The organism is Phocaeicola faecicola, from assembly GCF_013618865.1.
In the GTDB taxonomy this organism is placed as follows: Bacteria; Bacteroidota; Bacteroidia; order Bacteroidales; family Bacteroidaceae; genus Phocaeicola; species Phocaeicola faecicola.
Genome location: NZ_JABSOE010000002.1, coordinates 23320 through 46746 on the forward strand (window position 1 = coordinate 23320; position 23427 = coordinate 46746).

Annotated in this window: 19 protein-coding genes; 9 read left to right on the top strand and 10 right to left on the bottom strand. The window is 49.3% G+C overall.

Annotated elements, in window-relative coordinates; translation table 11 throughout:
* Positions 1-23 precede the first annotated feature (23 nt).
* From rlmB to dnaN, 5 genes are all read right to left on the bottom strand, one after another.
* Positions 24-776, bottom strand: coding sequence for a 23S rRNA (guanosine(2251)-2'-O)-methyltransferase RlmB (gene rlmB / locus H3001_RS00635; RefSeq protein WP_181213772.1), 753 nt, complete (start codon positions 774-776; stop codon positions 24-26).
* 27 nt (positions 777-803) lie between these two features.
* Entirely contained in the window at positions 804-2471 is a 1668-nt protein-coding gene (gene recN / locus H3001_RS00640; RefSeq protein ID WP_181213773.1) for a DNA repair protein RecN, read from the bottom strand.
* Positions 2472-2498: 27 nt separating this feature from the next.
* Positions 2499-3689, bottom strand: coding sequence for a bifunctional phosphopantothenoylcysteine decarboxylase/phosphopantothenate--cysteine ligase CoaBC (gene coaBC / locus H3001_RS00645; RefSeq protein WP_181213842.1), 1191 nt, complete (start codon positions 3687-3689; stop codon positions 2499-2501).
* Between the two features lie 5 nt (positions 3690-3694).
* Entirely contained in the window at positions 3695-4471 is a 777-nt protein-coding gene (locus H3001_RS00650; protein WP_181213774.1) for a 3'-5' exonuclease, read from the bottom strand.
* Between the two features lie 65 nt (positions 4472-4536).
* Positions 4537-5658: a DNA polymerase III subunit beta gene (dnaN, locus tag H3001_RS00655; RefSeq protein WP_181213775.1), complete on the bottom strand. Its 1122-nt coding sequence runs from the start codon at positions 5656-5658 to the stop codon at positions 4537-4539.
* A 163-nt stretch (positions 5659-5821) separates the two neighbouring features.
* Here dnaN and H3001_RS00660 point away from each other — a divergent pair, with 163 nt between their 5' ends.
* Complete coding sequence (locus H3001_RS00660) at positions 5822-6196, top strand: DUF3127 domain-containing protein (protein ID WP_181213776.1); 375 nt, start codon at positions 5822-5824, stop codon at positions 6194-6196.
* A gap of 539 nt (positions 6197-6735) precedes the next feature.
* Here H3001_RS00660 and rho read toward each other — a convergent pair.
* Positions 6736-8811, bottom strand: coding sequence for a transcription termination factor Rho (gene rho, locus H3001_RS00665; RefSeq protein ID WP_181213777.1), 2076 nt, complete (start codon positions 8809-8811; stop codon positions 6736-6738).
* A 323-nt stretch (positions 8812-9134) separates the two neighbouring features.
* Here rho and H3001_RS00670 point away from each other — a divergent pair, with 323 nt between their 5' ends.
* The 6 genes from H3001_RS00670 (at position 9135) to abc-f (ending at position 14723) form a co-directional block, all read left to right on the top strand.
* On the top strand, positions 9135-9512 hold the full coding sequence (locus H3001_RS00670; RefSeq protein ID WP_181213778.1) for a RidA family protein: 378 nt from the start codon (positions 9135-9137) through the stop codon (positions 9510-9512).
* Positions 9513-9690: 178 nt separating this feature from the next.
* A complete protein-coding gene (locus tag H3001_RS00675; RefSeq protein WP_394367780.1) occupies positions 9691-10827 on the top strand; it encodes a hypothetical protein in 1137 nt (378 codons plus the stop codon).
* Positions 10828-10834: 7 nt separating this feature from the next.
* The gene (locus H3001_RS00680) at positions 10835-11554 is read left to right on the top strand and encodes an MBL fold metallo-hydrolase (protein ID WP_181213780.1); all 720 of its coding nucleotides are present in this window, start codon (positions 10835-10837) and stop codon (positions 11552-11554) included.
* Positions 11555-11583: 29 nt separating this feature from the next.
* Positions 11584-11961 (top strand): VOC family protein, encoded by a 378-nt coding sequence (locus tag H3001_RS00685; RefSeq protein ID WP_181213781.1) that lies wholly within the window; start codon positions 11584-11586, stop codon positions 11959-11961.
* A gap of 39 nt (positions 11962-12000) precedes the next feature.
* A complete protein-coding gene (locus H3001_RS00690; RefSeq protein WP_181213843.1) occupies positions 12001-12819 on the top strand; it encodes a DUF3805 domain-containing protein in 819 nt (272 codons plus the stop codon).
* Between the two features lie 38 nt (positions 12820-12857).
* Entirely contained in the window at positions 12858-14723 is a 1866-nt protein-coding gene (abc-f, locus tag H3001_RS00695) for a ribosomal protection-like ABC-F family protein (RefSeq protein WP_181213782.1), read from the top strand.
* A gap of 120 nt (positions 14724-14843) precedes the next feature.
* Here abc-f and H3001_RS00700 read toward each other — a convergent pair whose 3' ends face one another.
* Positions 14844-16058 carry a DEAD/DEAH box helicase gene (locus H3001_RS00700; RefSeq protein ID WP_181213783.1) on the bottom strand — a complete coding sequence of 405 codons (1215 nt, stop codon included), beginning with the start codon at positions 16056-16058 and terminating at the stop codon, positions 14844-14846.
* 36 nt (positions 16059-16094) lie between these two features.
* Complete coding sequence (serB, locus tag H3001_RS00705) at positions 16095-17324, bottom strand: phosphoserine phosphatase SerB (RefSeq protein WP_394367779.1); 1230 nt, start codon at positions 17322-17324, stop codon at positions 16095-16097.
* A 106-nt stretch (positions 17325-17430) separates the two neighbouring features.
* Here serB and H3001_RS00710 point away from each other — a divergent pair, with 106 nt between their 5' ends.
* Positions 17431-17616, top strand: a complete 186-nt coding sequence (locus tag H3001_RS00710; RefSeq protein WP_181213784.1) for a hypothetical protein — start codon at positions 17431-17433, stop codon at positions 17614-17616.
* A 21-nt stretch (positions 17617-17637) separates the two neighbouring features.
* Complete coding sequence (locus H3001_RS00715) at positions 17638-18138, top strand: thioredoxin family protein (RefSeq protein WP_181213785.1); 501 nt, start codon at positions 17638-17640, stop codon at positions 18136-18138.
* Between the two features lie 503 nt (positions 18139-18641).
* On the opposite strand, the gene htpG is transcribed toward H3001_RS00715, so the two are convergent.
* Both htpG and H3001_RS00725 read right to left on the bottom strand, forming a co-directional pair.
* The gene (htpG, locus tag H3001_RS00720) at positions 18642-20687 is read right to left on the bottom strand and encodes a molecular chaperone HtpG (RefSeq protein ID WP_181213786.1); all 2046 of its coding nucleotides are present in this window, start codon (positions 20685-20687) and stop codon (positions 18642-18644) included.
* 130 nt (positions 20688-20817) lie between these two features.
* Positions 20818-23352, bottom strand: coding sequence for an ATP-dependent Clp protease ATP-binding subunit (locus H3001_RS00725; RefSeq protein WP_181213787.1), 2535 nt, complete (start codon positions 23350-23352; stop codon positions 20818-20820).
* Positions 23353-23427 lie beyond the last annotated feature (75 nt).

A 23427-nucleotide genomic window follows, 5' to 3' on the forward strand; every position in this document is an offset into this window, starting at 1 on the left:
ATTAATTTAAATACATCCTACCTTTATTTTTCTTCGGAGAAGCCGCGCTGCTTCACTGCCTCATAAATCAAGATTCCCGCAGCCACCGATACGTTCAGTGACTCAATGTTTCCGAACAGCGGAATCTTGATCCACTCGTCGCAGAGTGCCAGGTGCTCATAAGGCACTCCCGTATCTTCCGCACCCATGATGATGCAGGTAGGATCGGTATAACAAGCCTTGGTATAGTCGTAGTCTCCCTTTTCCGTAGCCGCTACAATCTTGAATCCGCAATCCTTCAGGTACTTGATGGTCTGCGTCAGGTTGCTCTCACGGCATACCGGCAGCGTGTGCAGGGCACCGGCCGAAGTCTTGATGGCATCCGCATTCACGCTCACGCTGTTCTTCGAAGGAATTACAATGGCATCGACTCCGGCACACTCACACGTACGGGCGATGGCACCGAAATTGCGCACGTCGGTCACCCCGTCGAGCATGATGAGCAACGGATTCTTTCCCTGTTCGAAAAGATAGGGAACGATGTCTTCCGTCCGCTGATAGGCAATGGGAGAGATGAAAGCCACGACTCCCTGATGATTCTTCTTCGTAATGCGGTTCAGGCGTTCCACCGGTACGCGCTGCACCGGAATAAACGTATCCTTCAGTACGGCAAAAAGCTCTTTCGACAAATCGCTCTGAATATCCTTCTTCACCAGTACCTTGTCGATTTCCTTTCCGGCCTGTACCGCTTCAATCACGGCTCTGACGCCAAATATCATTTCATTTTTCTCAAACATATCACTTTCTTAATTTGTCATTTATACTTATTTCTCTAGCCCCAGCAGCACCCTTGCATTGTTGAGTGCCGCCTCAGTCAGTGTCGTACCGCTCAGCATGTTGGCAATCTCCTTCACCCGTTCTTCCTTGTCCAGCAGACGGATGTGGCTGAGGGTACCGGTTTCCGTATCTTCCTTATATACCTTGTAGTGGGCAATTCCCCTGGCTGCAATCTGCGGCAGGTGCGTAATGCTGATGACCTGCCGGTTCTGCCGTCCCATGTCCTCCATTATCAGAGCCATCTTCTCAGCGATGGAACCGGAGACTCCGGTATCGATTTCATCGAAGATGATGGTCGGCAACTTCACCGCTCCGGCAATCATGGCCTTGAGCGAAAGCATCACACGCGCAATCTCACCGCCCGAAGCGATGGATGCCACATTCTGCAGCGTACCGTTCTTGTTGGCCGAGAACAGGAAGGTCACACTGTCCATTCCCTTGCTGTCGGGCTCTTTGCGGGCCGACATGTCGACGGCAAAACGTACGTTGGGCATTCCCAGCGGCACGAGCAGTGCCTGCATCTGTGCCTCGATGTAACGTGCGGCCTCCGATCTGACAGCAGTAAGGGCTGCAGCCTCCTTCAACACCTGTGCGTAGAGTTCCTCCTTCTGACGGTTCAGTGCCGCAATGCGGTCGTCGAACGAAGTAATCGCTTCCAGTTGCTCACGGTACTTGTCAGTCAGTGCAATCAGCTCCTCCAGACTTTCCACCCGGTGCTTCTGCTGCAGGTTGTATATCAGGTTCAGCCGTTCGTTCACAAAATCCAGCCGTCCCGGATTGAACTCCACTTCTTCTTCCGCCACCGAGAAATCGTGTCCGATATCCTTCAGTTCGATGTAGCAGCTGTGAAGCCGCTCGCGCCATTCGTCAGCCTGCGGATACACCCGCGAAATACCCTGAAGCGACTGGATGCATTCCTTCACCATCGAAAGCGCTCCGTTTTCCTCCCCGTCAATCAGTTGTCCCGCACGGTACAGTCCCGCCTTGATTTCTTCGGCATGACTGAGCATCTCCGCTTCCTGTTCCAGGGCAGTCAGTTCACCCTCCTTCAGATCCGCATCCTCCAGCTGTTCCAACTGAAAGCGGATGTAGTCCTCGTCCTGACGGCTCTTCTCTGCCTGCGCAATGAAATCCTCCAGTTCCCTGCACACCCCCTTGTAGCGTCCGTAAAGCTCCTGGTAACGGTTCAACAGAGCTTCGTCCTGCGCCAGGATGTCCAGGATATTCAACTGAAATCCTTCCTTGTTCAGCAACAGGTTCTGGTGCTGGCTGTGAATGTCAATCAGCTTTTCCCCCAGCAGTTTCATCTGCGCCAGTGAGGCAGGCGTATCATTGATGAATGCCCGGCTCTTGCCGCTGGCCGATACCTCCCGGCGCAGGATGCATTCCTCCGGATCAAACTCGATGTCATTATCGGCAAAGAAACCCTCCATCCCATAGTTGGCAATGTGAAACCTTGCCTCCACGATGCATTTCGAAGCCCCGTTCTTGATGGCCTTTACGTCCGCCCGCTGCCCCAGCAGCAGTCCGATGGCTCCCAGGATGATGGATTTTCCGGCACCTGTTTCTCCGGTAATGACAGAGAAGCCCGAAGTAAAACTGATATCGAGTTCGTCAATCAGCGCATAGTTACGTATGTAGATAGACTGCAACATATCTCTCCGATCTTGTCAAATTTCTTGTCAAAATAAGGAAACCAATTTATCGATAATGTCAGCGGCCACCTCCTGCTTGTTCTTCAGCGGGTAGGGGGTAGCTCCCTGCGGCTCGACAATCGTAATCTTGTTCGTATCGCAACGGAATCCGGCTCCCTTGTCGTTCAGTGAATTCAGTACGATGAAATCCAGGTTCTTGCGTGCCATCTTGTCCTGTGCATGCTTCAGTTCGTCATTGGTCTCAAGCGCAAAGCCCACCAGTTTCTGACCGTCACGCTTCATTCTTCCCAGTTCCGCTGCAATGTCGTGCGTCGGTTTCAGCCGCAGTACCAGATCTTCTTTCTCACGCTTGATCTTCGTGCCGGCCACCACCTCCGGAGTGAAATCGGCCACGGCCGCACAGAGAATGGCCGCATCTGCCTGCGGAAAAGCTTCCACCGAAGCCCGGTACATCTCTTCCGCACTTTCCACATCCACCCAGCGGATATTCGGATGCACGGCCTGCAGGTTCACCGGTCCGCTGACAAGAGTCACTTCCGCTCCGCGTTCGGCGCAGACCTCGGCCAGGGCATATCCCATCTTTCCCGAAGAATAATTGCCGATGAAACGCACCGGATCGATTTTCTCATACGTCGGGCCCGCCGTAATCAGTACGCGCTTTCCCTTCAGGTCTTCCTGGCGGCTGAAGAAGGCTTCCAGTACCTCGATGATTTTCTCCGGTTCCTCCATGCGTCCCTTTCCCACCAGGTGACTCGCAAGTTCCCCAGCAGCCGGTTCGATGATGTGATTGCCGTACGAACGCAGGATGTCCAGATTATGCTGGGTAGAAGGATGCGCAAACATGTCCAGGTCCATGGCAGGAGCCACAAACACCGGCGCCTTCATCGACAGGTAGGTCGTCACCAGCATGTTGTCGGCCACTCCGTGTGCCATCTTTCCGATGGTAGAAGCCGTTGTCGGCGCAATGACCATCGCATCGGCCCACAGTCCCAGGTCGACATGGCTGTGCCACGTTCCGTCGCGCTGCGAGAAAAACTCACTGATGACCGGCTTGCTGGTCAGCGCCGAAAGCGTAATCGGCGTAATGAACTCCTTTCCGGCCGGCGTAATCACAATCTGCACTTCCGCCCCCTTTTTGATCAATCCGCGGGTCAGCACCGCCGCTTTATAGGCTGCAATGCTTCCCGTAATTCCCAAAACGATTTTCTTTCCCTTCATCATACTCATTTCACCAGTCCGCTTCCGCGCAACCTGATTTTTGTCAATATGTTCTTTGTATTCAGTGTAAAGTCTCCGTTCAGAATCCAGCCGTAGTAGCCCGGATCACGCTGCAGTACCTCGCTGACCGGCATTCCCTTGTATTTTCCGAAATTGAAGACTTCCACTCCCTTTTCGTCGTATACGATGCGTCCCGCGAAGTCTACGTTCTTGCTGTACGTAGAATATTCCGACAGGAAGTCAATGTTGTTTTCCAGTACATCCGGATAATGGTCCAGCTGTGCCTTCAGCACCTCGTACGTAGCCCGGGTGTCGGCTTCGGCAGTATGCGCATCCTCCAGGTTCTTGTTGCAGTAGAACTTATAGGCTGCCGAGAGGGTACGCTGTTCCAGTTTGTGGTAAATCACCTGCACGTCGACAAACTTTCTCTTTGTCAGGTCGATGTCGATGCCCGCTCTCAGGAATTCCTCCACCAGCACCGGCACGTCGAAACGGTTGGAGTTAAAGCCGGCGATGTCCGCTCCCTCGATATCCCGTGCGATGTCCTTGGCCACCTCCTTGAACGTCGGACAGTCGGCCACATCCTCGTCGTGGATGCCATGAATGGCTGTAGAAGCCTCAGGAATATGCATTTCCGGATTGATGCGCAGCGTCTTGCTCTCCTCGTTGCCGTTAGGATACACCTTCAGGTAACAGATTTCCACGATCCGGTCAGTATTTATATTGGTTCCGGTAGTCTCCAGATCGAAAAACACTATCGGATTCTTTAAATTCAGTTTCATACAGTTTGAAGTTGGTTACAAATTAAAAATCAGCCACGTCCTTCCGGGCGTGGCCCTGCAGCGAATCAGTCATTCAGCATCATCGGCATCAACAGCATCAGCAGGTCTTCGTTCTCTTCCTGTTCTTCAGGAACGATGACTCCCGCACGCGACGGATCGGCCAGTTCAATGACAATGTTCTGCGAAGAGATATTGTTCAGGATGTCGATCAGGAAAGAAGACTTGAAGCCGATGCTCATGTCGTTTCCGTCGTACTGGCAACTGATGGTTTCAACTGCCGAAGTAGAGAAGTCGATGTCCTGTGCCGAGATTTTCATGGCATTTTCCGACAGACTCAGTTTGATCAGACTGCTTGCCTGAGAAGAGAATACCGATACACGGCGCAGCGCACTGATAAAGAGGGCGCGGTCGATGGTTGCCTTGTGCGGGTTGTTCTGCGGAATCACCGAGTTGTAGTTCGGATAACGTCCTTCAATCAGGCGGCACACCATCCGGTAATTCTCCAGCGTGAAGACCGCATTACGGTCGTCGAAACCGATCTGCACGTCTCCCTGTTCCTTCGGAAGCAGGTTCTTGAGCAGGTTGGCCGGTTTTTTCGGCAGGATGAAAGCCGCCTTCTCGCTGCCCTGTGTGGCAAAGCTTCTGCAGCGCACCAGCTTGTGGCCGTCGGAAGCCACGAGGGTCAGGTCTTCTGTCGTAATGTCAAAATAAATACCGTTCATCACCGGACGCAGCTCGTCATCGGCCGTAGCAAAAATGCTGCGGTTGATACCCGACATCAGGATAGCCGAAGGAATGGTTACCTGCACCGCATTCTGTCCCAGTTCCTGTGCCTGCGGATACTCCATGGCATTCTGTCCCATCAGGCTGTACTGTCCGTTCAGGTATTCCACCTTGATTTCCAGGTTGTCGGCAATGTGGAAATTCAGCGGCTGTTCCGGGATTTCTTTCAATGCTTCCAGCAATGTCTTCGATGAAACCGCCAGCCGGCCTTCTCCCTCATACTCATTTACCTCGATCGAAGTCGACAAAGTTGTCTCGTTGTCCGAAGCGGTCATATGCAACGTTCCATCCACCAGTTCCAACAGGAAACAATCCAGGATAGGAAGCGAATTCTTTGAATTGATTACGCGGCTGATAGCCTGCAAATGGCTGAACAAAGCTGTGCTTGAAATTGTAAATCTCATGGTTTTTATCTGTTAATAGTTTATTTTTTGCTTTTATTTCGAATGACTTATTTAACTGCCAAAGTTACGAAAAGATTGCATAAGCATCGTAAAAAAGAAGATAAAAAATTAGTTTACTTCTCTAGAAAAATGTAATTTCGTGACCGAATTAAAAAAGTTTGATATGGAATTAGCTGGAAAAGTGATAGCAGTGCTTGAGCCACGGGGCGGCGTGTCCAAGAGTGGCAATCAGTGGAAAGTGCAAGAGTATGTAATTGAGACTCACGATCAGTATCCGCGCCGGATGTGTTTTGACGTGTTTGGAGAAGATAAGATTCAGCAGTTTAACATCCAGGTAGGTGAGGAGCTGAACGTATCGTTCGACATCGATGCCCGTGAATGGCAGGGACGCTGGTTCAACAGTATCCGTGCGTGGAAGGTAGAACGCGTGAATGCGGCTGCCGATGCGGTGCCTCCGATGGGTGCCCCCTTCCCGCCGCTGAATGCAGCTCCGGTAGACTTTGCTGCTTCCGACGAGAAGGACGACCTGCCGTTCTAAGCCGGACACTGTGTGAGATAAAAAAGGCGACGTCTGTGTGGAATCTGAATTCCGGAGACAGACGCCGCTTTTTTTTATGCCCGGCTCTCTGTTTCATTCCGGTTTTTCGGGTCCGACTGTCCGCTGAGACACGGAGTTTCTTCCGTTCGAGCAGAGACTGCCGTCTGAGATTCCGATCTCTTTATCCGTTTATCCAGGCAACAAGGTGTTTTTGGCTGCGCATAATGAAGGGTGCGGCAAAACCTCGCCATGTTTTCTGAAAAGATGGCGGTCTTTTTGAAAAGCCTCGCCGTCTTTTACTCATTCCTTCTTTATGCGTTTCACTGCATTCCCTTATATTTTTCCCCGCCTTACATTGTCTTTTCTCATCAGCTATGCTTCCCCGGTGCCACGGACTTCCATGCCGGATTATCCCATCGGTCACTTTGGCTACTGCCGCAAAGGAAAAGGGGCGTGAAGCCGGAGTAAGATACTCCACTTCACGCCCCTTTGCGTCTGTACGGTGAACCCGGCCGCCGGGGCCGGATTCAGGTATGTTTTTATGAATTCATGCTCATCAGGAACTCTTCGTTGTCCTTGGTCTTTTCCAGACGGTCCTTCACAAAGTCCATGGCTTCGATCGGGTTCATGTCGGCCAGGTACTTGCGCAGGATCCACATACGGTCCAGTGTCGTCTTGTCGAGCAACAGGTCGTCGCGACGGGTACTTGAAGCCGTGATGTTGACTGCCGGGAAGATACGCTTGTTGCTCAGGTTGCGGTCGAGCTGCAACTCCATGTTACCCGTACCCTTGAATTCCTCGAAGATCACCTCATCCATCTTCGAACCGGTATCAATCAGTGCAGTAGCGATGATGGTGAGCGATCCGCCTCCTTCAATGTTACGTGCCGCACCGAAGAAGCGTTTCGGCTTGTGAAGCGCGTTGGCATCCACACCTCCCGAAAGCACCTTGCCCGATGCCGGAGATACGGTGTTGTAGGCACGTGCCAGACGGGTGATGGAGTCGAGGAAGATGACTACATCGTGTCCGCATTCCACCATACGCTTGGCTTTTTCGAGTACGATGCCCGCAATCTTGACATGGCGTTCAGCCGGTTCGTCGAAGGTAGAAGCAATCACTTCGGCCTTGACGCTGCGTGCCATGTCGGTCACTTCTTCCGGACGCTCGTCGATGAGCAGCATGATCATGTACACTTCCGGATGATTTTCGGCAATGGCGTTGGCGATATCCTTCATCAGGATGGTCTTACCGGTCTTGGGTTGTGCCACGATCAGTGCACGCTGTCCCTTACCGATCGGTGAGAACAGGTCGACTACGCGGGCAGACAGGTTGTCGTTATATCCTTTGCAAAGCTTGAATTTTTCATCGGGGAACAACGGAGTCAGATGGTCGAACGAGATACGGTCGCGTACCAGTTCCGGATTCAGTCCGTTGATCTTGGATACTTTTACCAGCGGGAAGTATTTTTCACCTTCCTTCGGCGGACGGATGATACCTTCTACCACGTCTCCGGTTTTCAGTCCGAACAGTTTGATCTGCGACTGAGATACGTAGATATCATCGGGTGAAGACAGGTAGTTGTAATCGGAAGAACGGAGGAAGCCATAACCGTCGGGCATGATTTCGAGTACGCCTACGCCCTGAAGAATGTCATCGAATTCGTAAGGCTTCTCTACCGGTTTGGCCGGTGCTTCTTCTACCGGAGCAGGAGCAGGGAGTGCGGCCGGTACTACAGCCGGTATGTTGGCCTGTGCCTGAGCGGCAGTTGCCTGGCCCGCATTGTTGCCGGCATTGTTGGCGTTATTATTATTGTTGTTGTTATTGTTGTTCTTGTTGAACTTCTGCTGACGGTTCTGGAAACGGTTGTTCTGTTTGGCATTGTCCTTTTTCGCAGCGGGGGCCGCAGGAGCCGGAGTTTCCATTTTGGTTGCTTCAAATTTACCCAGCAGTTCAGAAGGAAGTTCGAATTTTTCAGAAGGCAAATCTTCGATAGGGATGAAGTCGTCACCGCTGCTCAGGTCGAGGGGAGGAAGTTCCATATCATCTTCTACAGGAACCGGAATCGGTGCGACGGGCTTGTTTTCTGTATTCTTGCGAGCGGTTTTCTTAGCTTTCGGAGCCTCGTTCTTTTCAGCTTCGCTGTCGGTATTTTCTCCGCTCTTGCCGGCAGTCTTCCGTCCTCTTTTAGCTTTTGGCTTTTCTTCGGCAACGACCGGTGCGCTTTCAGTGGCAGGCTTTTCGCTTTCTGCAACCGCTGCTGCAGCCGGTTCGGCTGTCTGAGAAGCATCATCCTTGAAAAGAGGGGCAGGCGAAGGCAATGGCGGCGTCTTGGCCTCCAGTTTCTGTGCCTTGTCTTTGGTAGCCGTATAAACTTTGTCTCCTTCTTTCTTTACGCTGATACGCGAGCGCTTGCGTGGCTGCTGGCCATCCTGCTTTTCTTCTTTTGATTTGGCGGTTGCCACTTTCTTGGTAGCACCTACAATAGCCTGTTCGTCCAAAATGCGGTAAACCAGTTCTTCCTTTTTCAGGGAGCTGACTTTTTTTAACCCCAACTCTTTGGCGATTTCCTGCAATTCAGACAAGTCCTTGTCGTTTAATTGAATAATGTTATACATATAAAAGTGTGTAATGATATTGCAACTTGTCAGATGGCCTCTGCACATAACTCACAGTACATGCAGGTTTGAGTGAAAACATCCGGTCTGACAATTACAGCTTAAAATAATTAATCGTGATTAGTTAAATTTCAATAGGATAAACAATGGATGGAGTCATGGATGATGTTCCAGACCCATTGTTACAGAGACAAAAGTAGATATTTTCCGTCATATATTCTAATAAAAATCGCTTTTTTTTCATTCTGATAATGATTTATTGGCAGAAATGCCTTAATTTAGCATTGAAAATTAAACTTTACATTTTTAAAAGACGGAATTTTATGAAAAAAGTTATTTTTACAGAAAAGGCACCGGCCGCTATCGGTCCGTACAGTCAGGCTATTGAAGCAAACGGTATGGTATTTCTTTCCGGTCAGCTTCCGGTAGATCCGGCAACCGGCGAATTTGCTCCGGGTGGAGTAGCCGAACAGACTACTCAGTCGTTTGAAAACATCAAGAGCATTTTGGCGGAAGCAGGACTGACAACAGCCAACATTGTGAAAACCACTGTCTTTCTGGCCGATATGTCACTGTTCGCTGAAATGAATGCGGTGTATGCCACTTATTTCGAAGGCGATTTCCCGGCACGTTCGGCAGTAGCCGTAAAAGCGTTGCCGAAGGGTGCACTCGTAGAGATTGAATGTATCGCTGTACGTTAATGCGGTGCACAGCCCGTCCCTTCCGAGGGCAGGCTGTGCGTTTCTCATTACAGTGAATTAATGAATCCGGAGGCAGGGAAAGGTGCTGTTCCGGAGGAAACAAACTAGAGGGCTGAAGATGAAATTTTCGCAGATTAATTGGAACTGGAAACTGAAAGGGAGCCTGCTGGCAGGGTGCATGGTCATCGCTTCAGCTATTTATATGTATCGTTACGAGGGCTTCAGTTCCGGCTTTGAGTTTACCGACGAGCTGGGCGGAAATCTGTTTCCGGTGGCACTGATTTCAACGGCTACCACGGATGCCAATCTGCTGGTTCCTGCCGAAGGGACCGATTACATCGGCAATCCGAAGTCGTGTATCGGAATCAGGGTAAAGAATACCTATAAGAACAGCAAACTGAGGGTTGAGGTGGCTGAATCGCCTTTTTTCGCCCGTTCGGTATCGGAGTTCATCCTGCCGGAAAGCGGAAAGGAGTATGTGATTTATCCGGATATTATCTGGGATTACAATGCGTTGCGCGAGAACGAACAGCCCTGTCCGGTGACGGTGTCCATTCAGGCGTCACTGAACAAGAAGGAGCTGGGAAACAGCATGCATACGTACTCGATGCGGAGCGTGAACGAGTGTCTGCTGGGATACATCGACAGCAAGATGAAATTCCACGATACAGGTGATTTCTTTGCGGCTTATGTGAACGAGGACAATCCTCAGATCGACCTGATTCTGCGTGAGGCACTGAATGCACGGATTGTGAACCGCTTCTGGGGGTATCAGAGCAAGGATCCGAAGGTGGTGGACAAGCAGGTGTATGCACTGTGGTATGTGCTGCAGAAAAGGGGCTTTAAATACAGTTCCATCAGCAACAGCAGTCTTTCTTCGAACGTGGTCTTTGCCCAGAGGGTACGGACTTTCGATGATGCGCTGGCCTCGGCACAGATCAACTGTGTGGACGGAAGTGTATTGTTTGCGTCTTTGCTGAAAGCCATTAACATCAATCCGATTCTGGTCCGCATTCCCGGACATATGTTTGTGGGGTATTATACCGACCGGATGCACAAGAAGATTCATTTTCTGGAAACGTCGATGATCGGGGATGTCAATCTGAACGACTTTTTCCCGGAGGAGAAGCTTGATTCGACCATGGAAGGAAAGTCGCAGGAAAGTATCTCGCTTCTGTTGTTCGAGAAATCGAAGGAGTATGCGACGCGTATTTACAACGAGAATGAAAAGCTGATTCATTCGGGCAAGGTGAACTATACGTTCCTGGAGATTGACAAGGTAATCCGGACGTCCATTCAGCCTATCGGAAAATAAGTGGAGTATGGAACTGATTTATTTATATCACAGCGGATTTGCCCTGCTGGGCGAAGGATATACACTGGTGGTCGATTATTTTGAGGATTCGGAATCGGCGACCAATGGGATATGGCACCGCGAACTGCTGCACCGGCCGGGACGGCTGTATGTACTGTCGAGCCATTCGCACGCCGACCATTTCAATCCGGAGATATTGAAGTGGAAAGCGGAAAAGCCGGATGTGGTGTTTGTCTTTTCCAGGGACATCTGTCAGTTGAAGGGACTGGCGGGCATAGAGGCTGTGTACCTGGATAAGGGGGAGGTGTACGAGGATGACCTGCTGCGTGTACGGGCCTTCGGCTCTACGGATATCGGGATTTCTTTTCTGATGGAGATGGAAGGCAAGAAGGTGTTCCATGCGGGCGACTTGAACAACTGGCACTGGATGGATGAAAGTGAGGAAAGTGAATGGAGGGGCTATGAGCGTCATTTCCTGCAGGAGCTGGCAACACTTTCGGCAGCGGTCGAGCGACTGGATGTGGTTATGTTTCCTGTCGATCCGCGACTGGGACGTGAATACATGCGGGGACCGCGGCAGTTTATCGGACAGATACCGACCGGAAAGTTTGTGCCGATGCATTTCGACGAAGCGTATGACCTGGCCAATGCGTTTGAGAAAGATTGCCGTGCGCACGGCACGGTGTTCCTGGGCATTACCCGACGGGGACAACGGATGATTATATAGAACCAACCTAACAAAACAGAATAACTAATATGCAAGTAAAAGGAAGATTTGACCATTTCAATATCAACGTGACCGATCTGAACAAGAGTATCGAATTTTATGAAAAGGCACTGGGGCTGCACGAAACACACCGTAAGGAGGCTGCCGACGGTTCTTTTATTCTGGTATATCTGTCGGACGGATGTACGGGCTTTTCATTGGAGCTGACCTGGCTCAGAGATCATGTGGGTCCTTATGAACTGGGAGAGAATGAAAGTCATCTTTGTCTGCGCGTGGAAGGCGACTACGATGAGGTACGCAAGTTCCACAAGGAGATGGGATGTGTATGTTTCGAGAATGAAAAGATGGGACTGTACTTTATCAATGATCCGGATGACTACTGGATTGAGATTTTGCCGGTAAAGTAATTTTTCCCTAGTGTGACACCATAAAATTTTATTGACATGATGAAATATATTTCTCCGGGCTCCTGGTTTGCTTTGGAATATCCGAAGGGATGGGGAGAGTTTGAAGACGAAGAAAACAGTTTTCTGTTTTATAATCCGAACAAATGGAGCGGCAATTTCCGTATCTCGGCGTATCTGGGCGAGGACCGTCATTATGCGGCTGCGTGTATCGATGAGGAACTGGAAGGTAACGGAGGGGCGCGCCGGGTAAAGGTCGGCAACTGGGATTGTGCGTATCTTACTGAGAGTTTTCAGGAGAACAATACGTGGTATACTTCTCATATCTGGATTACCGGAAAGGGCAGTGTGTCAGTGGAATGCTCCTTTACCGTTCCGAAAGGTGAAAGTCCGAAGGAAGGGGAGATGATTGTCCGCTCGCTGCAGGTCCGCACTCCGGACGAGAAGCCTTGGAAAGAGGTGATTCCGGTCCGCATTCTGGAAATCAATGTCATCAACGAATCTTACGACTGGGCGGTAACTACCCTGAAAAAGCAGTTGACGAAAGACTTTACAGCTTCGGGAAAAGATATTGACAACCTGCAGAAGGTGGTCGACAGCGGCAAGTTCAACAAGAACCAGCGGTCGGCATGGGAGAGCTTCGGTATTGCTTTCGGTACCATTCTGGTAAATGAAATGGACGGAATGGAATGGGTGACTGTCATCGACGGTGCCAAGGAATTTCCGGCATTGCGCTTTGCGGATTCTTCACTGATGGTGTATCCGATGTCGCTGATCTGGAACAAGGTCCGCAACGGGGAGAAGGTGAACCTGAAAGAGGAGTTTGAGAGCATCAAGGCGGAAGTCGAAAAGATTTTATAATCCCCGGAAGGAATAAACATAACTGACAATCAATAGACATGAATCCATATTTACAAGTAGAAAATCTGACTAAGTCGTTCGGCGATTTGGTACTGTTCGAGCAGATTTCGTTCGGAATCGCGGAGGGACAGCGCATCGGATTGATTGCCAAAAACGGTTCGGGAAAAACGACCTTGCTGAATATCTTGTCGGGCAAGGAGGGATACGACGAAGGGAAAATTACCTTCCGGAAGGACTTGCGGGTGGGATACCTGGAGCAGAGTCCGTACTATCCGGAGGACCTGACGGTCATGGAGGCCTGCTTCTATCATGGCAACAGTACCGTGCAGCTGATCAAGGAGTATGAGCGCTGTATGGAGACTCCCGGTAATCCGGGGCTGGAGGATTTGCTGGCACGGATGGAGCATGAAAAGGCATGGGACTATGAGCGTAAGGCGAAACAGATTCTCTCGCAGCTGAAGATCAGGGATTTCGACCAGCCTATCCGACAGTTGTCGGGAGGACAGCTGAAGCGTGTGGCACTGGCAAACGTGCTGATTACTGAGCCGGACCTGCTGATTCTGGATGAGCCGACGAACCACCTCGACCTGGACATGACGGAATGGCTGGAGGAATACCTCAATCAGGGAAGCCTGAGTCTGCTGATGGTGACGCACGACCGGTATTTCCTGGACCGGGTATGTTCGGAGATCATCGAAATCGACAACAAGCAGATTTATTCGTATAAGGGAAATTACAGTTATTATCTGGAAAAACGGCAGGAGCGGATTGATGCGACGAATGCGGAGATTGCGCGTGCCAACAACCTGTATCGTACGGAACTGGAATGGATGCGGCGGATGCCTCAGGCCAGAGGACATAAGGCGCGCTACCGGGAAGAGGCGTTTTACGACTTGGAGAAGGTGGCGAAGCAGCGGATGTACGACCATCAGGTGCAACTGGATGTGAAGGCGGCATATATCGGTTCCAAGATTTTCGAAGCGGACCATCTGTACAAGAGTTTTGGCGACCTGAAGATTCTGGAGGATTTCTCTTACATCTTCTCGCGCTACGAAAAGATGGGTATCGTAGGAAACAACGGAACGGGTAAATCGACGTTCATCAAGATTCTGATGGGACTGGAGAAACCGGATAAGGGTACCCTGGATATCGGTGAGACGGTCCGGTTCGGATATTACTCGCAGGAGGGACTGCAGTTTGACGAGCAGATGAAGGTCATCGACGTGATTACGGACATTGCGGAGGTTATCGAACTCGGAAACGGCAAGCGTCTGACGGCTTCACAGTTCCTGCAGCACTTCCTGTTCACTCCGGAAACCCAGCACAGCTACGTGTATAAGTTGAGCGGAGGTGAACGGAGACGGTTGTACCTGTGTACGGTACTGATGCGGAATCCGAACTTCCTGGTACTCGACGAGCCTACGAACGACCTGGATATCGTGACGTTGCAGGTGCTGGAAGAGTATCTGCAGAACTTCAAGGGATGTGTCATCGTGGTGAGCCACGACCGCTATTTCATGGATAAGGTAGTGGACCATCTGCTGGTGTTCAAAGGACAGGGTGACATCCGTGACTTCCCGGGCAATTACTCGAACTACCGTGAATGGAAGTTGGCTAAGGCTGAGCACGACAAGGAAGCGGCTAAGCCGAAAGAAGAAAAGACGCAGAAGGTGCGCATGAACGACAAGCGGAAGCTGACTTATAAGGAAAAACAGGAGTTTGAGCAGTTGGAAAAGGACATTGCAGGACTGGAGGCTGAGAAGAAAGGTATCGAAGAAGCCTTGTGCAGCGGAACACTCAGCGTAGAGGAACTGACAGAGAAATCCAAGCGTTTGCCTGAGTTGGAAAATGAGTTGGACGAAAAGACCATGCGCTGGCTCGAGTTAAGCGAAATCGAAGGGTAAAGTGAGGCAAGGGGCGAACGGGCTTACAGGCTCGTGAGCCGTACCTGACAGACTTCCTGATAAAAAATAAATCCATGCGGTATGTGGGGAATCCCGGTACCGCATGGATTTATCTTTTTATCAGGCTTTTTTCTTTCTCCTGAATTTCTGGAATTTTCCTTTGGATGACTTCTTTTCGGTGCGGGGGGCATAAGCCGGAGCTTCTCCTAACTCTGCCGGAACCGGAATCTTGTAGATGTCTTTTTCCAGGAAAGATTCAATCTGCTTGAACTTGGTCTGTTCCGTCTCGCTGACGAAAGTGATGGCACAACCGTCGTGGTTGGCACGTGCCGTACGACCGATACGGTGTACATAGTCCTCGCAGTCGTGAGGAACGTCGTAGTTGATGACCAGACGGATATCATCGATATCAATTCCTCTCGCCACGATGTCGGTGGCTACCAGCATGTTGATTCTTCCATTACGGAATTCGTGCATGATAGCATTACGCTGGTTCTGCTCCAGGTCGGAATGCATTTCTCCAACATTCAGTTTCAGTCGTCTCAGCGCTTTGGTGACTTCCTTGACCTTCTGCTTGGAAGAAGCGAAAATGATGACACGTTCCGGTTGCTGCACCTTGAACAAATCTTCGATGATTCTCAGTTTCTGAGCCTCGTAGCACACGTAAGCCGCCTGGATGATTTTCTCTGCCGGCTTGGATACCGCGAGTTTCACTTCTGCCGGATCATGCAGGATCTTTTTTGCCAGCTGCTGTATCTTGGCAGGCATGGTGGCAGAGAACATGATGGTCTGCCGGTTCTCAGGCAGATACTTCACAATCTGCATGATGTCGTCTGCAAATCCCATATCGAGCATACGGTCGGCTTCGTCTAATATAAAAAAGGAGACTTTGGAAAGATCAACGTAGCCCAGACTCAGGTGACTGATGAGCCGGCCGGGAGTCGCTATCACCACATCTGCTCCCAATGTCAGCCCCTTCTTCTCCTGTTCGAAGCGTACCCCGTCATTACCTCCATAAATGGCTACGCTCGAAACCGGCATGAAATACGAGAATCCCTCCATCTGCTGGTCAATCTGCTGTGCCAGTTCCCGGGTAGGGGACATGATCACACAGTTGATGGAATCGGCGGGATAACCTCCTTTGCTGAGCTGATTGATTACCGGAAGAAGATAAGCAGCGGTCTTGCCGGTACCTGTCTGTGCCACTCCAATCAAATCTTTCCCCTCCAACAACACAGGTATGGTATGCTCCTGCACAGGAGTACACTCCTGAAAATTCATTGCATCGAGCGCACGCAATACACTGTCTTCCAAATTCAGTTCCGAAAACTTCATATCTTATATCTACACTTAGTACTTGATTATTCTATATTATCTATTTGCCCGTTCATCCAGGTACGAGTCTTTAAATCCCAGGAAATAAAGTACGCCGTCCAGACCGATGGTATTGATGGCCTGACGGGCAGTTTCCTTTACTTTCGGTTTGGCATGAAAGGCAATACCCAGACCGGCCGCAGAGAGCATCGGGAGATCGTTGGCCCCGTCACCGACGGCAATGGTCTGTGCAATATCCACATTCTCAACCTGAGCCAGCAACTGCAGCAGTTCGGCTTTCCGTTTACCGTCGACAATGTCTCCCAGGTAGCGTCCGGTCAACTTGCCGTCTACGATTTCCAGCCGGTTGGCATATACATAGTCAATGCCGAACTTCTCTTTGAGGTAATTGCCAAAATAAGTGAATCCGCCCGAAAGAATTGCAATCTTGTAGCCGTATTTCTTCAGTACGTACATCAGTCGCTCCACACCTTCGGTAATGGGCAGGTTTTCGGCAATGTCTTTCATGACCGACTCATCCAGCCCTTTCAGCAAAGCCACGCGCTCTCTGAAACTCTCGCTGAAATCAATCTCACCCCGCATGGCACGCTCCGTAATCCTTTTTACTTCAGCCCCCACGCCGGCACGTTCTGCCAGTTCGTCAATTACCTCCGTCTCAATCAATGTGGAATCCATATCAAAACAGATCAGCCGTCGCATCCGTCGGTACATGGTATCCTGCTGGAACGAGAAATCCATTCCCAGAGCGGTACTGAGCGCCATCAGGTCGCCCTGCAGTTTCTCCTTGTCTTTGGGAGTACCTCGTACGGAAAACTCAATGCAGGCCCTTACGTTTGTCTTGTTGCCTTCCAGCGGAACACGTCCGGTCAGACGGCGGATGGCATCGATATTCAGCTCCTGTTCAGCCAGCACCTTGGTAGCTGCAGCAATCTGCTGGGCCGTAAGTTTTCTTCCCAGCAAGGTCAGAATATAGCGGTTCTTGCCCTGCATGCTTACCCATTCATTGTATTCGTCTTTTGTAATCGGATAAAAACGGATATTGATACCCAACTCCGAAGCCTTGAACAGCAGTTCTTTCATGACATTGCCGGAATCCGATTCCTGACACTGGAAGAGGATACCCAGGGAAAGCGTACTGTGAATGTCTGCCTGTCCGATATCCAGAATATCCACTTCATAACGTGACAATATTTCGGTAATCGAAGCAGTCAGTCCGGGCCGGTCCAGACCACTGATCCGTATTAATATAAGTTCTGTTTCCATCATTGTTCTATCTCACACATATTTCTTACAAAGATAGCGCTTTTAAATTAACAGGGGCATTCAGGACTGCCCAAATTTTGTTTCAAGGGGCAGAAGATTTCAGAAACCGATGGCTAAAAAAGCCTTCAAAGGCAATAAATATGTTGAAAAACATAAAAAATTAGCCAAAGAGGGTACATCTAAGAAAAAAAGCAGTATATTTGCATCCGATTTCTCACTGATAACAAATACTGCTTGCAGTATAAAGGTAATGTTCCGGGTAGAAATCACTGCACACAAGGACAGTCCCGGATAGTATTAACTAAAATCAAATTACATGATTAAAAATGTAAAATGGTTTTTTGTTGTATTAGTATTCAGTTCCTTTATTTCTCTTTCATTCAGTGAAGAGAAAGTAACTCTTACAGAAAAGCAACCGGCGGTTGGTGACGTGATACCTTCCCTGCAGTTCTGTAATTCAACGCAGTCGCTCAATCTGCAGAAATCCGGCAACGGATACACTTTATTGAGCTTTTGGGCCAGCTATGATGCCGTTTCCAGAGAGAACAATGCATCCTTAGCCTATTTTGCGGAAAAGACTGACCGCATCAATCTGGTATCAGTCTCTTTTGACCGTTATACTTCGGTATTTCGGGCTGCGGTCAAAAAGGATCATTTGCCCAAAGACAAATGTTATGTCGAAACCGGAGAGGAGCAATCGGAGATTTACCGTCAGTTCGGACTCTCCAACGGTTTTGGAAACTATTTATTGGACGACAAAGGAGTAATCATTGCTCAGAACGTCACAATAAATGATTTGGCTTCTTTTCTGAAATAATCGTTGTACTACGATACGGAAAAGAACTCATCGAAAGAAGAAAATTGAATACAACAAAAAGCAAAAAAGAATTATTTTCGAATAATTCTTTTTTTTGTATCCGTACCTGAACTCCCATTCTTTTGGCCACGATGTACTGTGCTGTACCAAGAACGGTGTCGTTAGGGAGACATTGTTCGTACAGTATTCACGTCCGCACCAGAACGGGGTAAACCTTTCCTGTCTGCTTCTTCAACCAATCCATCAGGTAACGGAAATCCGGGTTCCTCGCTGGCAGTCTGATACACGCCCGGACTGTCTGACAATCACTGATTATCAATCAATTTCTGAAAGAAAAGAAAAATAAAAACCGCCATTGATGGGTCTCAGGCATTTCCAAACGGTGTTATCACGCGTTTGAATCCGTCTGATTCCATCAATGGCGGTTCAATCATATCGGGTTCTCCGGCTAGGCTATGTCAGATTACCGGCCGGAGAAAAAGCATCCGAAAAACGTATACTTATCAGATCATTTCAACGCTTCGTTTTACGAAGTTGGTCAGCGCTTCACCTTTCAGCATGTTATTCTGCAGCAAGGCAAGGTCAATCAGCTGATGTACCTTGTTATTGCCTGCAGCATATGTGCTGACAATTTCTTTCTTCAGGTTGTTCTGCGCTTCAATCTTCTTGTTCAGATCCTGGAGCTTGTCTTTGTCTGCAGTCGGAATTTCTTCCTCCTTCTTGCCAGCGTTAGCCTTGTCCAGTTCTGCTTTTTCAAGATTCAGCATTGCAAGTTCTGACTCAACCGGAACCAGTTTCTCTGCACAAGCCGATTCTGCATCTGCCAGAATTTCTTTTACCAGACGGTGGTCGCTGTTCAATACCAGACTGAACATGTCAGGCATTTCTCCATAGAAGCTCATTCCCGGCTGGATGCTTGCCATCTCTTTCATACGGCGCATGTATTCGGCCTGTGTGATGACAATTGGGGCCAAAGCTTCGCCCATCGGCTGGATTTCCACATGGAATTCTGTCTTTTCCAACTTAGGCAACTGTCCGCTGAAGATAGTAGAAAGCATTTCTGACTTGTCGTGTGACAATTCTTCGCCTTTCTCTGTATCTTTCACAATCAGACGGTCGATGACGTCGCTGTCCACACGGGTGAAGCGGCTCTTTTCCAGTTTGCGTTCCAAGAGGTTAATCATCGGAACATCCAACTGGCCGTCCATCAGCAATACATTGTATCCCTTGTTCTTGGCAGCGTCGATGTAAGTATACTGTTCGTCCAGATTATTGGCATACAGATAAATCAGATTACCTTCCTTATCAGTCTGGTTGTCCTTGATAAGGATCTGATATTCTTCCAGCGTATAATACTTCTTGTCAGTATCTTTCAGCAATACAAACTTGTTGGCCTTGTCATAGAAATCTTCCTGAGTCAGCATTCCGTAGTTGATGAAAATCTTCAGGTCATCCCATTTGTTTTCAAATTCCTGACGGTCGTTCTTGAAGATAGACTGCAGACGGTCGGCCACCTTCTTCGTAATGTATGTAGAAATCTTCTTGACATTAGAGTCGCTCTGCAGGTAAGAACGTGAAACGTTCAAAGGAATGTCCGGAGAATCGATTACTCCGTGCAACAATGTCAGGAAGTCAGGTACGATACCTTCTACTGAATCGGTTACATAAACCTGGTTGCAATACAACTGGATCTTGTTCTTCTGCAGATCGATGTTGCTCTTGATTTTCGGGAAGTAGAGCACACCGGTCAGGTTGAACGGATAGTCCACATTCAGATGAATCCAGAACAAAGGTTCGTCAGACATCGGATACAGTTCACGATAGAAGTTCTTGTAATCCTCATCCTTCAGTTCGCTCGGTTTTTTAGTCCAGATAGGGCAGGTATTGTTGATCAGGTTATCTTCTTCCGTCTCAACCTGCTTTCCGTCCTTCCATTCCTTTTTCTTTCCGAAAGCAACCGGAACAGCCAGGAAACGGCAGTATTTGTTCAGCAGGCCCTGAATACGAGATTCTTCCAGGAACTCCTTGCAGTCATCATCGATGTGAAGGATGATGTCTGTACCACGGTCGGCCTTTTCAGCTTCCTCCAAAGTAAACTCAGGACTACCGTCGCAGGTCCATCTTACTGCCGATGCATCTTCTTTATATGATTTGGTCAGGATTTCCACCTTCTTGGCAACCATGAAAGCCGAATAGAATCCCAGACCGAAGTGTCCGATGATGGCATTTGCATCGTCCTTGTATTTTTCCAGGAAGTCATTGGCACCAGAGAAAGCAATCTGGTTGATGTATTTATCAATTTCCTCGGCAGTCAGACCGATACCACGGTCGGAAATCACAATTGTATCCTTGTCTACCTTGACACGTACGGTCAAATCACCCAGTTCACCCTTGAAATCACCTTTAGAAGCGTATGTCTTCAGTTTCTGAGTCGCATCCACTGCGTTTGACACCAATTCACGCAAGAAAATTTCATGGTCACTGTACAAGAATTTTTTAATGATGGGGAAGATGTTTTCTGTCGTTACCCCAATATTGCCTTTCTGCATATCTTTTATATTTTTAATTGTTTGACATAGTTTGACTGGAATCTGAAAATTCCACGTGCAAATTCATACAAAAAAAATGCCAGACGAAACCGTCTGACATTTTGTCTGCTTTATACAGGTTTATCGGGATTTATTCTTCCGCTGAAACTATTTTCATGGACAATCCGTCTCCTGCCTCGTTTTTGCTGACATGAATGATTCTTCCTTCAGGCAGATCTTCACTCAGCAGCAAGTCGGACAGGCCGTCTTCGATGTGCGACTGTATGGCACGTTTCAATGGCCGGGCTCCAAACTGCGGATCGTATCCCTGGGCAACCAGGAACTGCTTGGCGTCATCAGAAAGAATCATCTGATAACCAAGCTCGTTGATCCGTTTATACAACTTGCTCAGTTCGATGTCTACAATCTTTCCGATAGCCTGTTCATCCAGTGTATCGAAGGTAATGATTTCGTCCAGACGATTCAGGAATTCCGGAGAGAACGACTGATTCAGAGCCTTGGTAATGATTGACCGTGAGCGTTCCTTTTCCATACCGCTGTCGTGCGACAGGAAACCGATGCCTCTGTCGAAATCCTTCAGGCGGCGCGAACCTACGTTCGAAGTCATGATAATCACCGTATTCTTGAAATCGATGACACGTCCATAACTGTCCGTCAACCGTCCTTCATCCATCACCTGGAGCAGCAGGTTGTACACCTCGTTGTGCGCTTTTTCAATTTCATCAAGCAGGATGATGGAGTAGGGCTTACGGCGCACCTTCTCCGTCAGTTGTCCTCCTTCTTCGTAACCGACGTATCCCGGGGGAGCTCCCACCAGACGAGAGACATTGAACTTATCCATGTATTCACTCATGTCAATCCGGATAAGGGCATCGGCCGATCCGAACATTTCCTTTGCCAACTCCTTCGCCAGCAGCGTCTTTCCCACACCCGTAGGTCCGAGGAACAGGAAGGTACCGATCGGACGGTTAGGATCCTTCAATCCGATACGACTTCTGCGTATGGCCTTTACCAGTGTCTCCACCGCCTTGTCCTGTGCGATTACACAGTCCTGCAAGCGTTCCTTCATGTGTCTCAGACGGGCACTTTCGGCCTGAGCCATACGCTGTACCGGAATGCCGGACATCATAGAGACCACTTCGGCTATCTGCATTTCATCTACTGTCTCTTTCTTGTCCTTCATGCTTTCTTCCCAGCGCTGCTTCATCACCTCCAGGTCGTCAATCATCGACTTTTCCTTATCGCGGAAACTGGCTGCCAGTTCGAAATCCTGCAGACGCACGGCCTCCATCTTGCTGGAGCGTACCTCTTCAATCTCCCGTTCCTGCTGCTCGATTTCCTGCGGCACCTTTATATTAATAAGGTGTACCCTCGATCCGGCTTCATCCAGGATATCGATTGCCTTGTCCGGGAAATTACGGTCGGTCACATAGCGGTCTGCCAATTTGACACATGCCTCTATGGCTTCCGGCGTATAAGAGACATTATGATGCTCCTCGTACTTGTCCTTGATGTTGTTCAATATCTGCAAAGTCTCCTCGGCCGAAGTCGGTTCCACAATGATTTTCTGGAAACGACGCTCCAGCGCCCCGTCTTTTTCGATGTTCTTCCGGTACTCATCCAGGGTAGTGGCCCCGATACACTGCATTTCTCCCCGTGCCAAAGCCGGCTTGAGCATATTGGCAGCATCCATGGAGCCCGCAGCCGAACCAGCACCGACAATGTTGTGTATTTCATCGATGAACAGGATGATGTCCGGATTCTTTCTCAGTTCGTTGATAATCGAACGGATACGCTCCTCAAACTGACCGCGGTACTTGGTTCCGGCCACTACAGCCGTCATATCCAGGGCCATCAGACGCTTGTTGAACAGTACCCGTGACACCTTTTTCTCCACAATCCGGAGTGCCAGTCCCTCTACGATGGCCGATTTTCCCACACCCGGCTCACCGATCAGAATCGGGTTGTTCTTCTTTCTGCGGCTCAATATCTGTGCCAGTCTTTCGATTTCCTTCTCACGGCCTACCACCGGGTCCAGCTTGCCCTCAGCAGCTGCTCTTGTCATATCGATACCGAACGACTCCAGTACCGGAGTGTCGTTCTGCGAACTCGTTTTCTGTTCATTCACCCGTTGGGAAGCCCCTGCATTGCTATTTCCGGACGAAGTCGGACGACGGGGAAAATCATCGTCATCTTCCTCATCGTCAAAATCCAGTCCTCCCTTCGGATTGGACTTCGGAACCAGCTGGTCCATGATTTTGGCATAGGTCACCTGACAAGCTTCCAGTACGTTGGAAGCCAGGCTCTGCTTTTCCCTCATGATGGCCAGCAACAGATGTTCCGTATCTGCCACCGGAGCTTTCAGCATACGGGCCTCGAGGATGCTGATCTTGATGATTTTTGAAGCCTCATTATTGAAGCTCAGTTCATTCAAGTCCACGGCATCTCCCTGTCCGCCAGTTGAAAGTTCACTTTCTATATCTCGCTTAATCTTTTGTATATCAACGTGTAAATCCTTCAGCACCTGCACTGCCTTTCCTTCTCCCTCACGAAGAATTCCCAGCAGCAGATGTTCCGGTCCGATATAGTTGTTTCCCAACCGTCCGGCCTCTTCTCTGCTGAATTGTATTACATCGGATACCCTTTGTGAAAATTGATTTCCCATAACGTTAAAATTAATGTTTCGTATACACATAATTATAAATGCGTACCTTATTTAAGTTTACAGCAAATTTCATGC